Source organism: Streptomyces sp. CA-142005, from assembly GCF_050942335.1.
Lineage (GTDB): Bacteria > Actinomycetota > Actinomycetes > Streptomycetales > Streptomycetaceae > Streptomyces.
Genome location: NZ_CP192078.1, coordinates 9,717,012 through 9,730,980, shown reverse-complemented (window position 1 = coordinate 9,730,980; position 13,969 = coordinate 9,717,012). Strand labels below are relative to the sequence as shown.

Annotated in this window: 12 protein-coding genes and 2 pseudogenes; 6 read left to right on the top strand and 8 right to left on the bottom strand. The window is 68.1% G+C overall.

Features of this window, described 5'->3' with window-relative positions:
• Both dnaK and ACQPXS_RS44965 read right to left on the bottom strand, forming a co-directional pair.
• Complete coding sequence (dnaK, locus tag ACQPXS_RS44970) at positions 1-1,869, bottom strand: molecular chaperone DnaK (RefSeq protein ID WP_433455219.1); 1,869 nt, start codon at positions 1,867-1,869, stop codon at positions 1-3.
• A gap of 49 nt (positions 1,870-1,918) precedes the next feature.
• A complete protein-coding gene (locus tag ACQPXS_RS44965; protein ID WP_433455218.1) occupies positions 1,919-2,287 on the bottom strand; it encodes a J domain-containing protein in 369 nt (122 codons plus the stop codon).
• 177 nt (positions 2,288-2,464) lie between these two features.
• Here ACQPXS_RS44965 and ACQPXS_RS44960 point away from each other — a divergent pair, with 177 nt between their 5' ends.
• From ACQPXS_RS44960 to ACQPXS_RS44950, 3 genes are all read left to right on the top strand, one after another.
• On the top strand, positions 2,465-2,896 hold the full coding sequence (locus tag ACQPXS_RS44960; protein ID WP_433455217.1) for an Hsp20/alpha crystallin family protein: 432 nt from the start codon (positions 2,465-2,467) through the stop codon (positions 2,894-2,896).
• 202 nt (positions 2,897-3,098) lie between these two features.
• Positions 3,099-3,446 (top strand): STAS domain-containing protein, encoded by a 348-nt coding sequence (locus ACQPXS_RS44955; RefSeq protein ID WP_433455216.1) that lies wholly within the window; start codon positions 3,099-3,101, stop codon positions 3,444-3,446.
• Positions 3,443-3,820 carry a hypothetical protein gene (locus ACQPXS_RS44950; RefSeq protein ID WP_433455215.1) on the top strand — a complete coding sequence of 126 codons (378 nt, stop codon included), beginning with the start codon at positions 3,443-3,445 and terminating at the stop codon, positions 3,818-3,820. Before ACQPXS_RS44955 ends, ACQPXS_RS44950 begins: the two co-directional genes overlap by 4 nt.
• Before the next feature lie 97 nt (positions 3,821-3,917).
• Here ACQPXS_RS44950 and ACQPXS_RS44945 read toward each other — a convergent pair whose 3' ends face one another.
• Entirely contained in the window at positions 3,918-4,304 is a 387-nt protein-coding gene (locus tag ACQPXS_RS44945; RefSeq protein WP_433455214.1) for an Hsp20/alpha crystallin family protein, read from the bottom strand.
• Between the two features lie 919 nt (positions 4,305-5,223).
• On the opposite strand from ACQPXS_RS44945, the gene ACQPXS_RS44940 reads away from it, so the two are divergent.
• On the top strand, positions 5,224-6,120 hold the full coding sequence (locus ACQPXS_RS44940) for a hypothetical protein (RefSeq protein ID WP_433455213.1): 897 nt from the start codon (positions 5,224-5,226) through the stop codon (positions 6,118-6,120).
• A 46-nt stretch (positions 6,121-6,166) separates the two neighbouring features.
• On the opposite strand, the gene ACQPXS_RS44935 is transcribed toward ACQPXS_RS44940, so the two are convergent.
• On the bottom strand, positions 6,167-7,249 hold the full coding sequence (locus tag ACQPXS_RS44935; RefSeq protein ID WP_433455212.1) for an IS110 family transposase: 1,083 nt from the start codon (positions 7,247-7,249) through the stop codon (positions 6,167-6,169).
• Between the two features lie 742 nt (positions 7,250-7,991).
• Between ACQPXS_RS44935 and ACQPXS_RS44930 the strand changes: the two are divergent.
• Positions 7,992-8,564, top strand: a pseudogene (locus ACQPXS_RS44930) (transposase); the annotation flags it as partial.
• Between the two features lie 123 nt (positions 8,565-8,687).
• Here ACQPXS_RS44930 and ACQPXS_RS44925 read toward each other — a convergent pair.
• Both ACQPXS_RS44925 and ACQPXS_RS44920 read right to left on the bottom strand, forming a co-directional pair.
• Positions 8,688-9,050 carry a DUF5335 family protein gene (locus ACQPXS_RS44925; protein ID WP_433455211.1) on the bottom strand — a complete coding sequence of 121 codons (363 nt, stop codon included), beginning with the start codon at positions 9,048-9,050 and terminating at the stop codon, positions 8,688-8,690.
• 213 nt (positions 9,051-9,263) lie between these two features.
• Positions 9,264-10,067: a VOC family protein gene (locus ACQPXS_RS44920; RefSeq protein WP_433455210.1), complete on the bottom strand. Its 804-nt coding sequence runs from the start codon at positions 10,065-10,067 to the stop codon at positions 9,264-9,266.
• A 700-nt stretch (positions 10,068-10,767) separates the two neighbouring features.
• Here ACQPXS_RS44920 and ACQPXS_RS44915 point away from each other — a divergent pair.
• Positions 10,768-12,348: an IS1182 family transposase gene (locus ACQPXS_RS44915; RefSeq protein WP_433455642.1), complete on the top strand. Its 1,581-nt coding sequence runs from the start codon at positions 10,768-10,770 to the stop codon at positions 12,346-12,348.
• 360 nt (positions 12,349-12,708) lie between these two features.
• On the opposite strand, the gene ACQPXS_RS44910 is transcribed toward ACQPXS_RS44915, so the two are convergent.
• Together ACQPXS_RS44910 and ACQPXS_RS44905 are read right to left on the bottom strand one after the other, a co-directional pair.
• Positions 12,709-13,452, bottom strand: a complete 744-nt coding sequence (locus ACQPXS_RS44910; RefSeq protein WP_433455209.1) for an SOS response-associated peptidase — start codon at positions 13,450-13,452, stop codon at positions 12,709-12,711.
• 385 nt (positions 13,453-13,837) lie between these two features.
• Positions 13,838-13,945, bottom strand: a pseudogene (locus ACQPXS_RS44905) (IS5/IS1182 family transposase); the annotation flags it as partial.
• Positions 13,946-13,969: the final 24 nt, after the last annotated feature.

The following is a 13,969-nucleotide window of genomic DNA, read 5'->3' as shown; positions in this document are numbered from 1 at the left end:
TCAGCCAGCCTCCGGCTTGTCGTCGTCGACGATCTCTGCGTCCACCACTTCATCCTCGGGCTCACCGGCCGCACCGCCCGGTGACGCTCCGGCCGCACCCGCCGGTTGCTCGGCCCGAGACTTCTCGTACAGGGCCGTTCCGATCTTCTGCGCGGCCTGCGCGGTACGGTCGATCGCCTGCCGGATTGCCGCCGTGTCCGCACCCTCCTCCTTCAGCTTCTCCTTCAGTTCGGTCAGCGCCGTCTCCGTCTCGGACTTGGCGTCCGCCGGAATGTTCTCCGCGTTGTCCTTGAGGAGCTTCTCGGTGGAGTAGACGAGCTGCTCGCCCTGGTTGCGGGTCTCGGCCGCCTCACGCCGCTTGCGGTCCTCCTCGGCGTGCTGCTCGGCTTCCCGGACCATGCGGTCGATGTCGTCCTTGGGCAGCGCGGAGCCGCCGGTGACGGTCATCTTCTGCTCCTTGCCGGTGCCCAGGTCCTTGGCGGAGACGTGCATGATGCCGTTGGCGTCGATGTCGAAGGCGACCTCGATCTGCGGCACCCCGCGCGGCGCCGGGGCGATGCCGGTCAGCTCGAACATGCCGAGCTTCTTGTTGTACGCGGCGATCTCCCGCTCGCCCTGGTAGACCTGGATGGTCACCGAGGGCTGGTTGTCCTCGGCGGTGGTGAAGATCTCCGAACGGCGGGTCGGGATGGTGGTGTTGCGCTCGATGAGCTTGGTCATGATGCCGCCCTTGGTCTCGATGCCGAGGGACAGCGGAGTGACGTCGAGCAGCAGGACGTCCTTGACCTCGCCCTTGAGGACACCCGCCTGCAGGCTCGCGCCGACGGCGACGACCTCGTCGGGGTTGACGCCCTTGTGCGGGTCCTTTCCGGTCAGCTCCTTCACCAGCTCGGTCACCGCCGGCATGCGGGTCGAGCCGCCCACCAGAACGACGTGGTCGATGTCGGACACCTTGATCCCGGCGTCCTTGATCGCATTGTGGAACGGCGCCTTGCACCGCTCCAGCAGATCGGACGTCAGCTGCTCGAACTGGGCCCGGGTCATCTTCTCGTCCAGATGCAGCGGACCCTCGGCCGAGGCGGTGATGTAGGGCAGGTTGATCGTGGTCTCCGACGAGGAGGACAGCTCGATCTTGGCCTTCTCCGCGGCCTCCCGCAGCCGCTGCACGGCCATCTTGTCCTTGGACAGGTCGACGCCGTAGTTGTTCTTGAACTGCTTGACCAGGTGGTCGACGATCCGCTGGTCCCAGTCGTCACCGCCCAGGTGCGTGTCGCCGTTGGTGGCCTTCACCTCGATGACGCCCTCACCCATCTCCAGCAGGGACACGTCGAAGGTGCCACCGCCCAGATCGAAGACGAGGACCGTCTGGTCGTTCTCCTTGTCCAGCCCATAGGCCAGGGCCGCCGCCGTCGGCTCGTTGATGATCCGCAGCACGTTCAGGCCCGCGATCTCACCGGCCTCCTTCGTCGCCTGCCGCTGGGCGTCGTCGAAGTACGCCGGCACGGTGATCACCGCGTCCGTGACGTCCTCGCCCAAGTACGCCTCCGCGTCCCGCTTCAACTTCTGCAGCACGCGAGCGGAGATCTCCTGCGCGGTGTACCGCTTGCCGTCGACGTCCCCGTGCTCGGGGAACCGCCAGCCGTGATCGCCCATGTGCCGCTTCACCGAGCGGGCGGTGCGCTCCACGTTCGTCACGGCCTGCCGCTTGGCCACCTCGCCGACCAGCACCTCACCGTTCTTGGAGAACGCCACCACCGACGGGGTCGTCCGCGCGCCTTCCGTATTCGTGATGACTGTGGGCTCGCCACCCTCGAGGACCGAGACGACCGAGTTCGTCGTTCCCAGGTCGATACCGACCGAGCGCGCCATCTGCTTCTCCCTCCTCACCATGCTCTGCTTCACGTCTGCGATCGGGGCCTCATCGGGATGCCGGCTCCCACCGGACGGGACCGGCCCGCAGCGCAGGCTCGGGACGCACGACCCCGAGCACCACGAGGTAACGCGGCGCCTGCCGGACCGGCCGCGCGACGACAGGGCCGGGGTCGTACGACCGCTCGGCCGTCCGCTGGTACGCCTGGTCGTACGCCGCGCGCAGGACCGGATCGCGGAGCGTCTCGTACGCCGACCGCACCTCGCCGAACCGTTCGGCGGTGACCCCATCCACGCGGGTGTCGGGGCGCAGCTCCCGCACCCGGGCGCGGAAGGCAGAGGTGATCACCTCGGCTGTCGCCGAGGGCTCCACCCCCAGCACCGCATACAGATCTCCACCCTGGTCCCGCGCCGGCATCCCGCCACCTCCTCGCTCACTGCGAGCTGGCACTTCACCCTTACTTGCCTCAATTCCTGAGATAAAACTTGAGTCTCGTCTTGTCAAGGATTGATGGGGGAGGTATAGGGGTTTCAGAGGCATTCCGGCTTCCCGGAGCCCGGAATGGGCAGACCGCCAGGTGAAAGGAGCTGCACGATGGCTGCGCTCATCCGCACCGATCCCTTCCGGGACCTCGACCGGCTCACCCAGCAGATGTTCGGCTCCCTGGCACCGTCGGCCGTCATGCCGATCGACGCCTATCAGAGCGGCGACGCCTTCGTCGTCCACTTCGACCTGCCCGGCGTCGATCCCGACACCGTCGACGTCAACGTGGAGCGCAACGTGCTGACCGTGCGAGCCGAGCGGCCCCGCCCGGACGCCAAGGAGGCCGACCTGCTCGTCGCGGAGCGGCCCCACGGCGTCTTCAGCCGCCAGCTTCTGCTGGGCGACTCGCTCGACCCTGAGAAGATCACCGCCCACTACGACGCCGGCGTGCTCACCGTAAAGATTCCGGTGACGGAAGAGGCCAAGCCCCGCCGCATCGAGATCGGCCGGAAGGACACGGAGTCACAGCAGATCGAGAGCTGACATCCCGCGCCAGGGGAAGCAAGCGGAAGAAATGACACATGAGGAGGGAATACAGGTAGACAACAGCAGACCGCAGCATCGACGACATGACCGTGGGCGCCCCACCCTGAACGTCGTACGGCGGGCCATGGCGGGCGCTGAGCGGCAGGAGTGAGGACCACGGCCGTGTTCCTCGCCTCCCACTGGGAGAACGGCTGTGGCCGTGACGGAGATCAAAGGGGCCCTGGACACCACCACGGCCCGTGAGCTGTGTGATTACGAGGCCGCCGTCACCGCCGAGCACCGGCCCTTGCTCAACCTGATCGTGGACCTGTCCGAGCTGACCTGGGCCGACACCGGCGGCCTGGCTGCCCTGATGTCCGTTAGGGCCATGCTGGAGGAGGACGAGGGAGAGCTGCGCCTGACATGCCCCGAAGGGGGGGTGGAGCGGACTCCTGCGCGACAGCGGACTCGCCCACCCAGGCCCTGCCCGTCTACCCCCTCCCTCGAGGCCGCGCTCACAGCGCCCCGGACCACAGTCGCCAACCGGATGGGAGGTGCAGTGCAGTGATCACCGAACTTGCCGTCGAACGAGTCGAGTTCACCTGCGGCTCGTGCTGGCACCGCTGGAGCGTCGACTACGACGTGCAGCGCTACCGGGACGCCCTCGATGCCGAGTGGGAGGTCTTCTACCGCGACAACACGGCGGTTCCCTCCCCCTACACGCCGCAAGGCGCTCCACCCTGCGAACACTGCGGCCGGCGCTGGGTCGGGCGCCTCGCGGCCCGCCGCCCCGTGCCCCTGCCCGACGCGGAAGGGCCGCGCAGCCGCGTTCCGGCCGAAGGCGGTCATCGTCCCGAGCGGCACGCTGCGCCGATGCTGCGCGCCGCCGGTCACCCCCAGCCGCACGCGCGAGCCGAGCATCCGTCCACGGAAACGTCCTGACCGGCCAGTCGGCCCGGGACGGACACCACATCCAACCCGCACCTGCCCTCGTACGGCGCGCACCGCACGGGGGCAGGGCTCACTGTCCGAGCTGGGGTCACTGTCCGGACGTGATCTCGATGCGGCGCGATTTGGCGGCTTCCGCCTTCGGTACCTTGACGGTCAGCACACCGCCCTCGAGGGTGGCCTCGACGTTCTCCGGGCTGATGTCGCCGGGCAGCGCGGCGCGGTACTCGAACCGGCCGGTCCTGCGGGTGCTGCGGCGCAGCATGCCGGTGCGCTCGCGTTTTTTGAACTCGCCGGTGACGGTCAGTTCGCGTTCGGTCATCTCGATGTCGAGGTCCTCCCGCTTGACGCCGGGAACCTCGACTTCGACGAGGTAGGCGTCATCGGTTTCCGACAGGTCAGCCAGCGGCGACCAGGCCATGCCCTCCGTCATGGAGCCCATGGCGCCGCCCATGGTGGACTCCAGCAGGGTCCCCATCCTGCCGATGAGATCGTTGAACTCGGCGAGAGGATCCGTGCCCCAGCCTGGGAACCGCCGTTCAGCCAGGGGCCCGCCGGGTCGCACAGGCAGTGCCATTACTCCTCACCTCCGCACAAACGTACCTTCTGTCACTTTCAGGCTATTCCTGGTGGTACTTCGCGGCACGGCCGGATTGCGGCCACATGGAGAAGTGTTGTGGTCGCACTCGTGAACTGTGTGAGCTGCGGCATTGTCAGCGTGAGCGGCAGGCGCCCACGATGAGGCGGACGACAGACGTCAAGGAAGGCAGCTCCTCATGGGTAATCATGTGCATGTGCGACTCAGTCAGGGGCTGAGCGTGTCGGAAGAGGGGGAACTGGTCGAGTACTCGCGTTGCCGGTGCGGTGCCATCTTCACCAAGGTGTTCGACGCTGACGGCGGGGAGCCGGAGTACCCGGGCCGGTCGTCCTGACTCGCGCCTGTGTCAGCGGCGCCGGCGCTTACCGTTGATCACGGGTCGGGCCATCGTAGGGGCGGAGGACCTGCCCGAGGTACCGGGACCGCGACTGTGCTCAGCCTCGGGGCTGGTGCGCGTACGCGCTCTCTGAAGCCTGTGACGGTCCAGGACATTCGAGTGGGGCTTTCAACGGCGTGCCGATGACGGCTGTACGTGACTGGCCGCGCGGTGCCCAGGACGACTCGGCCGTCACACGCACCCTCACCCGGACGGCGGAACCGCCGGCAGACTGTCTCAGCACCTGCGGCAGCGGTAAAGCCGGGCTCCTGTGCCGAGGGGCCCGCAGGGCGAGCGCGCTCCCAGGCGGGTGATCTTCGCGTGGTCCGCGCAGGATGATACCTGCTGCTCACCCGCAGGAGGACGGCCGGCTGGGCAGCCGCTCAACACCCGCCCGACACCACATGCAGGGAGCAACCTCCCATGGCGATGACGCAGACCTTGATACCGGTGCTGGAGGATGCCCGCCACGCTCATGCCGCAGCGCGTGACCGGCTGCGGGCGGATGCGGCACTCGCGCCGCCCGGCGCCCACCGGCAGATGCTCGAGCGCGAGGCCGATGAGATGCAGGGCCGGGTGCACCGCATCGAAGGCCATGTCCGCGGACTGCGGCCCCGCAGCCTGCTCGGCGGCGCGGCCGACATGGCGCGGTTCGCCGCCCGCACGACCCTCAGAACAGCCATGCTGCCGCTGGCCATCGGGCAGAAGACGGTGACCGGGGTGATGCACGGCCGAGGGCCGGCCGACGACCAGCAGCTGCTGAGGAACACCGAGGACGAGTACGCCGCTGCCGCCCGGGCCCTGGCCAGCGCACGGGCCGGCGAGGTCCTCGCCGACCAGGCCCAGGACCACACCACCCTGAACCTGCTGCAGGAACTCCGCAGCCAGGACCAGGACCTGCTGGCACTGCTCGAGGACAGCCTCGCCAGGCAGGCCCGAACCGTGGCCGCCGCCGGCGACGGCTTCCGCGTGGAACAGACGACGAACGGCGGCCTCCCCCATGCGGCCACCCGCCCGCTGCGGGCTGTCGCCGACCGGCTGCGCCAGGCGGCACGCCCCGGGCAGAGGCCCGAAGACGAATGGCCGGTGGCGGAGGAGCCGGAAGTGACCGCCGCGGCCGAGCAGGTCCAAGGAGCGGTCAGCAGCGAGGAAAGCCTGCCCATCGTCGGCTTCAGCCAGATCAGCGTTGAGGAGATCGAGCGGCGCCTGCCCTTCCTGTCCGAGTCAGACCTGCGCGTTCTCGAGGGACACGAGCGCACGCACGCGCGCCGCAAACATGTCCTGGAAGCCATCGAGCGGCTGAGCTCCAGCCGGCCCTGACCGCACAGCCGCGCCCCCGGCCCACCCCCGAGGCTGCTATATCGCGTCAAGCTACTTGAGGAAGATCCTTGCGGTTCGTTCCACTGTCGCGATCAGAGCGCTCGAGGATCTTGAAGAGTTGCCTGCAGATGGCACGCTTGAGGCACCGCTGTGCGTCACGGGAGGTCTTGCCCTCGGCGACCCGGCGGACGACGTACGTCTTCGTGGCCGGGTCCAGCCGCATCCGAATCAGCGTGATCGTGTGCAGGGCCCGGTTGAGCTGCCGGTCGCCACTGCGGTTGATCCGGTGCCGGTTGGTCAGCCCCGAGGAGGCCGGGATCGGTGAGACACCGGCGAAGGAGGCGAACGCCGCCTCGGACCGGAACCGGCCCGGGTGCGACCAGCTGACCAGCACCTGGGCTGCGGTGATCGGCCCGACGCCGAGGAGATCAAGAAGCTCAGGTGCCAACTGGCGGACCAGGCTGAGAATCTCGTTCTCCAGATCCTTGGCCTCGGCCTGAAGTGTCTGGATGCGCTGTGCCGTCGATCGCAGGGCCCGTGCGGTCATACGGTGCTCGATGCCGTGGGCCGGGCGGTCCCGCAGTTGGGCACAGCGTGTGATCTGGGCCGGGCGCTTGAGCCTTCGCAGCTCGGCGCGGAGGTCGTCGGGTGCGGACACGATCAGTGCCTTGAGCTGGTTAATCGCAGCGGTGGAGGCCAGGACAGCGCCGTGGCGGGTGGCAAGCAGGACACGCAGGGCCTCACGTTCGCCGCGAAGGCGGGGCTGGATCAAGTGCTCGCTGGCGAGGGCTTCCTTGGCCGCCCGGATGGCGTCGATCATGTCGGTCTTGCGTCCTCCGCGGACGGCTGGCCTCTTGGGCCGGCAGACCTCCACGACGCGTTCACCAGCCTGGTCGAGGAAAGTGGCCAGTCCGGCGCCGTAGCTACCGATGCCTTCCAGGGCCCAGCAGCGACGGCCGGGGACGTGCTTGCGGGCGAAGTCGAGGAGGCGGCGGTAGCCGCGGGCGTTGGCCGGCGAGTCGGTGGTGGCCAGGACGGCTCCGATGGGGCTGACGGCTGCGGCTGCGAGGGTGTCGCGGTGGGTGTCGACGCCGATGACGCCGTCGACCTGTTCTGCGAGCATGGTCACGCGGTTGTTCTCCTTCAGGGCTGGACGGCCGTGGTCGGCGTCGGCCTGGGTGGAGTCACCGCGTGGCAGAACTGTGATGAGTCACGTCGAGACGGCGGACAAGCTGCTGATCAAGCCAACGGGGTGGGCCAGGCCGACGCTGACGTCCGGCAGACATCTCGGGGGCACGGCAAGCTCTGACGAGCCGCCAATTACCTTGTGGGTCATGCCGGAACGCCAGCGCCGAGCCTGGCAGCAGCCCAACCCGGGCCGCAGGTCGACTATCACAATTACCTTCTTGATCGGCCCCGCAATGGGGTTCCCGGCCTCCGGGCCCGGCATGACTGGTCCCCCCTGTTGACCATGATCTCGGTCGTGCTGGTGCACGGCCTGGGATGCCACCGGCAGACCTGGGACCCGGTCATCCCGCTACCGACAGCAGGGAGATCATCGCGATGGACCTGCCGGGCTTCGGGCAGTCTCCCGACCTCGACCCGGGCGTTCCCCGCAACCTGGAGACGGCCATGCTGTGGCTGGGCTCGGTGTTCACCGGGTTCCTCCGAGGATGCCCCGGCCTTCAGGCCGGGGAGGAATCGGACTCCTGCGGAGCAGGGCAGGGACAGCCGGATCGCCGTCAGGACGATCCGGCGTCCACCCCGCACGGCGGTGATGTCGCCCACCATGATCAAGAACTCTCAACTGTCAGTGCTCTCGGGTAGGTTCGGATGCATGACGACAGAGGCAACAACGAAGGACACCGGGCATGCCCCGGTACACCTTCCGTGTGTGCCTGTCGGCTGCCGCGCGGCGCGCACTCGAAGCGGAGTGGGCGCGCTGCCGGTGGATCTGGAATGAGTGCGTCACGAAGTCCAGGCAGGTGCACGCGCAGAGCCGGGCGACGGGCGAGAAGGTGACCTGTGGCCCGGGGCAGTTGGACAAGATGCTGACCAAGGCACGCGGGGTGACGCCATAGCTGGCTGAGGGCGCGAGCGTGCCGCAGCAGCAGGTGATACGCGACTTTGCCAAGTCCCGTGCCAAAGCGCTGAAGGACATCAAGGACCGGTTGCCGCAGCAGCGCCGGGCCCAGATGCCCACCACCACCGACGACGCCTACAACCTCCCCCATGCCGAGCACGGCAAGCGGGCCGCGCAGCGGCTCGCGAGATACCAGCGGATGATGGCCCGACGCCGGCCTCCGAAGGGACAGCCCGCATCCGCCGGCTACCGGCAGGCCCAGGCACAGGCAGCGAAGCTGCACAAGAAGATCGCGAGGCAGCGGGAGGACACCGCCCGCAAGTGGGCCAAGCGGGTGATGCGCGGCCACGACGGGGCAGCTGCCGTCTGGCTACGCCACCCTCTTCGGCAGGGCTGACCTCGCTGGCTGATCCGGCCACAGAGTGGGCGCCCGCGGCTCCGCTCAGGGAAGCCCCGGGCGCCGGACCGTTCGGTCAGGGCTGGTTCATGAGGCAGTCCTGGACTCCGCAGGGAAGAAAGTGATCAAGGTTGCTGTGTCCTCGGGGTCCACCACTCGGACTGCTGCCTCAGTGACGTCTGGCGTAGAGACGTCGACCTCCTTGGGGTGCGGGACCATGTGGCGCAGGACGACCGGGTAACGCGGTGACTCACCCCCGACGGCGACGACCACCACGTCGTCCTTCGGATCATAGGTGAGGTAGGAGAACGGCAGCCGCTCCGCTTCGCGCTGGCTTCCGATCGAGGGATCCACCACTTCAATGGTGACCAGTTCACCGCTGTGTGCATCGGTGACCTCGTCGAGCATGGACCGCCATCCCGCTCGGTCGGACGTCGAGGTGCCGGCCATTGTGTGTTCCTCCCTCCGTGCACCTTGGGATGGCTTCTGTCGTTAATCGTCCCCGATGCTGTCCTGTGTGGCCACCGTCCGTTCCGAGTGCCGGTGCGGCGGCGTCTGCTTCCCTCAGGGCAAAGAGCCGTTCGACGGACAAAGTCCGTCCTGCGTTCCGATCCTTGGTTCGAGGGGACATCGGTATCGGCTCCGGGCCGTCCAGCCAGAGCGTCAGTGGTTACGACTGGAGCTCACCACGAAGAGTGCTCCGTCAGGATCGCGCAGCACCGCCTCGTGTTCGCACTCCGCGAGGACGTCGCCGCCGTGCTCTTGAGCGGCTCGGGCACACCCCGACACGTCTGCCACCACGAAGTGGACCTGCCAGTGAGGCCGGACCGAACGATCAGGCGCTGTATCCACGGCGCCAGACTCGATGCGCGCCACGATGGAACCCTGGCTGCGCAGCACCACCTCTTCCCCTTCGTACTCCACCTCGCAGCAGCCAGAGCGACCAGAGGCCCAGCCGAGGATCTCGCCGTAGAAGATCGCCGCATCGAAAGCGTCGCGAGTGTGGAGGGTGACGAACACCGGTGCAGCCTGCCGCCACGCCTTCCACTCGGTGACGAGCCGGCCCTGCCATATCCCGAAGATGGCCCCATCGCGGTCGGCGAGCAGCGCCGCCCTGCCGGGCGCAAAGGAGATCGGCCCCACGGCCACGGTCCCGCCACGCTCCCGGACGCGGGCGACCGTCTCGTCCGCGTCTGCGACGGCGAAGTATGGCGTCCAGGTCACCGGCATATGCCAGACAGTGGCCATCCCCGCGACCCCCGCGACGGGTATCCCGTCCGCCAGCGCGGTCAGGAAACGGTCACCCAGTCTGGCAGTGCGCCACTGCCAGCCCAGTACGGCACTGTAGAAACGCTGCGTTGTGTCGAGATCGCGGCTGGTCAGGCTCACCCAGCACGGTGCGCCGAACACGGAACCCGTGTACACGACGTCCGTTCCATCGGAAGAACGTGTCGTGCCATGTTCCATGGCCATCGCACCCCGGTTTCCATGCAGACAGCGAGCGATCTCACTCAAGTGTCCAGCCGGAGATCTGACCTCGCACATCGCCTGCTCTCAGCCTCGTCCGTCCCAGTCGGCCCATGCCCCTTGGCAGCGGCTTCCCAACCCCACCCATCCGGCGGACATCGCCCGCCTGGCGCCTCTCGTTGTTCTCCAGCACAGCGACCTGGCACAGGAGTGCCGTACACGGAACTGCGGGAGCTGCTGCAGAGTCTCCTGGCACTCAGCGAGCCCGCGTTCAGGGGACGGCTGGGTGTTGCCGGGGATGCATCGGACGTCCAGGTGCTCTTCGCTGTCCCGGACGAAGCGCAGGCGTAGATCATCGCGCTCATCGACGCGGTCACCGCCCAGACTCCGGCGATCGAGGCCCCGGACCTGGCCGTAGCGTTCGGCGAGTGGTGCTGGCTCGTACACGGTCCACGGCGACATGATCGAAGTGCTGGACGTCGACTACGCAAGGTAAGCCCGTACGCGGCTCAGCCGTGGTCCACCCCAGAGGACCGTCACATCCTCGCCGTTACGGCTCATCGGGGCGGGACTCATAGTGCAGGCTGTGGAAACGACCGGCCTCCTCACGCCCGGCAGGGTCATGACCTAGAAGGCTCATGAAGATCTTGGGGTTCTGGCCCCGCCGCGTGAGCGGCGGGGCCAGACTCGTTTCGTGGTGATGGGGGAATGGGCCGGGGAGACGGTCGGGCCGGATGTGTGGGAGACGTGCCGGGAGTTGATCCCGGCCGGGAGTGTGTTCGCGTTCCTGGCCGAGCACCGTGGCGCGCTGTTTCCGGCTGAGATGTTCGCGGACATGTACCCGTCGGCGAACGGGCGGCCGAGCATGCCGCCGCAGATCCTGGCCGCGGCGGTCACGCTGCAGGCCCTGCACGGGCTGTCGGACTTCGAGACGGTCCAGGAACTGCGGTGTGACCTGCGGTGGAAGGCCGCCTGCGGGCTGGGTCTGCACGACATGGCGTTCGATGCGTCGCTGCTGGCCTACTTCCGCCGCCGCCTTTCCCGCTCGGTTCGGCCGAACCGCGTGTTCGAAGCCGTGCGCGAGGTCGTGAAGGCCACCGGTGTCCTCAAGGGCAAGCAGCGGCGGGCGCTGGACTCCACCGTGCTGGACGACGCGGTCGCCACCCAGGACACCGTCACTCAGCTCATCGCCGCCGTCCGTGCGGTGATCCGCGAGGTCCCCGGGGCCGGCGAGGTGGCCGCGGTCCAGTGCACTGCGCATGACTACACCGATCCCGGCAAGCCCCGTATCGCCTGGAACGACGAACAGGCCCGCGCCGCCCTCGTCGACGCTCTGGTCACCGACGCACTCAGGCTGCTGGGCCACCTGCCCGAGCAGGAACTGGGCGAGAAAGCGGCCAACGCGGTCGGCCTGCTGGCCCTGGTCGCCGGGCAGGATGTCGAGCCCGCCGAGGACTCCGACGGCCGCGACGGACGCTGGCGCATCACCCAGGGGACCGCGCCGGACCGGATGGTCTCCACCGTCGACCCTGAGTCCCGGCACATCCACAAGACCCGAACCCACCAGCAGGACGGATACAAAGCCCACCTGGCCATCGAGCCCGAGACCGGCTTATACACCGCCGTGGCTCTGCGGCCCGGCGCCGGAGCCGAGCACCACGAGGCCACCGTCGGCCTGGACCTGCTGGCCGACGAGGAGAGCCCGGTGGACGCCTTCGGTGACACCGCCTACTCCGCCGGCGACACGCGCCAAGCCCTCCGCCAGGCGGGGCACCGGCTGTTCTTCAAGCCCGCCCCGCTACGGCCCGCCGTCCCCGGCGGCTTCACTCTGGACGACTTCGCCATCAACACCACCGCCGCCCTCGTGACCTGCCCCGCCGGGCACACGGTCCCCCTGTCGGACCCCGGCGGACAGCACCACCAGCGCAAGGCCGCCTTCAAGGACCTGTGCACCGGATGCCCGCTGCGTGAGCGGTGCACCAAGGCCAAGGCCGGCCGCATCCTGACCATCCGCCCCCACCACGACCTCCAGGCCGCAGCCCGCCACCAAGCCACCACCGATCCCGAATGGCAAGCCGACTACCGGCGCTGGCGACCACCGGTCGAACGAGCCGTCGCCTGGCTCGTCCAGCACGGCAACCGCCGCCTGCGCTACCGCGGAGCCATCGTCAACAACACCTGGCTCCACACCCGAGCCGCCGCCCTCAACCTCCGGCGACTGGTCAACCTCGGACTCACCCACACCGGCGGCAGCTGGCAACTCGCCCCGGCCACCGCATAGCGAACAGGGGCTGCCCGGCCTACGGCCGGACACCCCCCAACCAAGATCTTCATGAGCCTTCTAGCGCCCGTACTGGATCTCCTACTCCAGCGGAGCAAGCCGCCCGAAATATGCGCGAGGGTCCGGCCGCTGGTAGATGTCGTCGAACCGCGACTTGGCGCCGCTCTCACGCGCAGCACCGCCAGTGCCCGACCCGGCCATGTGGCACTTCTCCTCGCAGCGCATCCAGTACGTCCATCATGACCATCCCGCGCGAGGTTCCGGCGACCTCGGTTGGCTCGTCGAGCCGTTGAGCGACGCGGCGAGGACTCCTGCTGACGAGCTCCTGACAGATGCCAGGACAGGCTGTCCGCTCTCCGGCTATGGCTTGATTTCTTCCAGTAGCTCAGGGCCGTTGTTACGGACGTCGTTGACGGCGGTGGTAACGGGCCGGGCTTTCAGGTGGCCGCCTGCGGGCGGGGTGAGCAGTGCGCGTAGTTGGTCGGCGTCCTGCAGGCGGGGATCGAGCCAGGCGTCGTAGTGATCGGGGCTGAGCGCAAGGGGCATACGGGGGTGGATGCGGCCGGCGGCGTCGGTAGCGTCAGTGGTGATGATCGTGGAGGTCATCAGCCATGCGGCAGGGTCATCGTCGTGCTTGATCTCGGGATTGCGCCAGTATTCGTACAGGCCGGCGAGGGCCAGTACCTGGCCATCCTCCGGATGGATGAAGTAGGGCTGTTTGCGGGGCCTTCCCGACTTCTCGTCCTTGACCCCCTGCCACTCGTAGAAGCCGTCGGCCGGCAGCAGGCAGCGGCGTTTGACGAACGCTCGACGGAAAGCGGGCTTCTCGTGCACACTCTCTACCCGTGCGTTGATCATTCTCTGCCCGATCTTCGTGTCCGTCGCCCACGACGGCACGAGCCCCCACCGCAGTGGCCGCAGCTGGCGGCGGACTACGCGCTCGGTGTCGCTGTTGCGCCGGGTGCCTTCCAGGACGGCCCACACGTCATCGGTCGGGGCGACGTTCCAGCTCGGCGCGAGAGCCTCTTTCGGGTTCCAGTCGGTGACGTGGAAGAGCCCGGCCAGCTCCTTGGGGCTGCGGATGGAGACATAGCGGCCGCACATACCGTCACTCTGCCACCGTCTTCAGGACCCGATCGACGCCATAGCGATCTGCAATCGCTTCATGCACGGAAAGCAGTGCTTGTCGGTCGACACGCATTGGACGGGCTCCTCACGCTTCTCCAACCCGCACAACGTCAGGCCCTCATCCATCACAAGCACGTGCCACACCGGTTCTCCCGAAGTGTCCGCGCCGCACCACATCTCGTGCATGGTCGATTCCCTCGGTAGGAACGGAAGTCACTCCCCGCATCATCACGGGCCGCAAGGACGGGTGCCTTGTTGGCTCGGGCCACGTGGGTGACCCCCGATGAACAGGGCAATCTGAGGACGACCATGTGCCCGGACCTCCGCTCCACAGGGCGGAGCCAGTGAGCCTTTTCCACCCTCACTCTGAGCTGGTCAGATGAAGGGTGAGGATGGCCTGGACGAGGCTGGTGACCCGGGTGGTCGAGCACCGCAGTTTGCGGAGGAGCCTCCAGGACTTGAGGGTGGCGCACGTTCATCCCGTGTTTCTTGT

Coding starts and splice junctions, on each gene's coding strand:
- ACQPXS_RS44920 (WP_433455210.1), bottom strand. CDS start 10,067: ATGGAACATGGCACGACACGTTCTTCCGATGGAACGGACGTCGTGTAC.
- ACQPXS_RS44960 (WP_433455217.1), top strand. CDS start 2,465: ATGGCTGCGCTCATCCGCACCGATCCCTTCCGGGACCTCGACCGGCTC.
- ACQPXS_RS44925 (WP_433455211.1), bottom strand. CDS start 9,050: ATGGCCGGCACCTCGACGTCCGACCGAGCGGGATGGCGGTCCATGCTC.
- ACQPXS_RS44965 (WP_433455218.1), bottom strand. CDS start 2,287: ATGCCGGCGCGGGACCAGGGTGGAGATCTGTATGCGGTGCTGGGGGTG.
- dnaK (WP_433455219.1), bottom strand. CDS start 1,869: ATGGCGCGCTCGGTCGGTATCGACCTGGGAACGACGAACTCGGTCGTC.
- ACQPXS_RS44945 (WP_433455214.1), bottom strand. CDS start 4,304: ATGGGGACCCTGCTGGAGTCCACCATGGGCGGCGCCATGGGCTCCATG.
- ACQPXS_RS44915 (WP_433455642.1), top strand. CDS start 10,768: ATGGGGGAATGGGCCGGGGAGACGGTCGGGCCGGATGTGTGGGAGACG.
- ACQPXS_RS44940 (WP_433455213.1), top strand. CDS start 5,224: ATGGCGATGACGCAGACCTTGATACCGGTGCTGGAGGATGCCCGCCAC.
- ACQPXS_RS44910 (WP_433455209.1), bottom strand. CDS start 13,452: ATGTGCGGCCGCTATGTCTCCATCCGCAGCCCCAAGGAGCTGGCCGGG.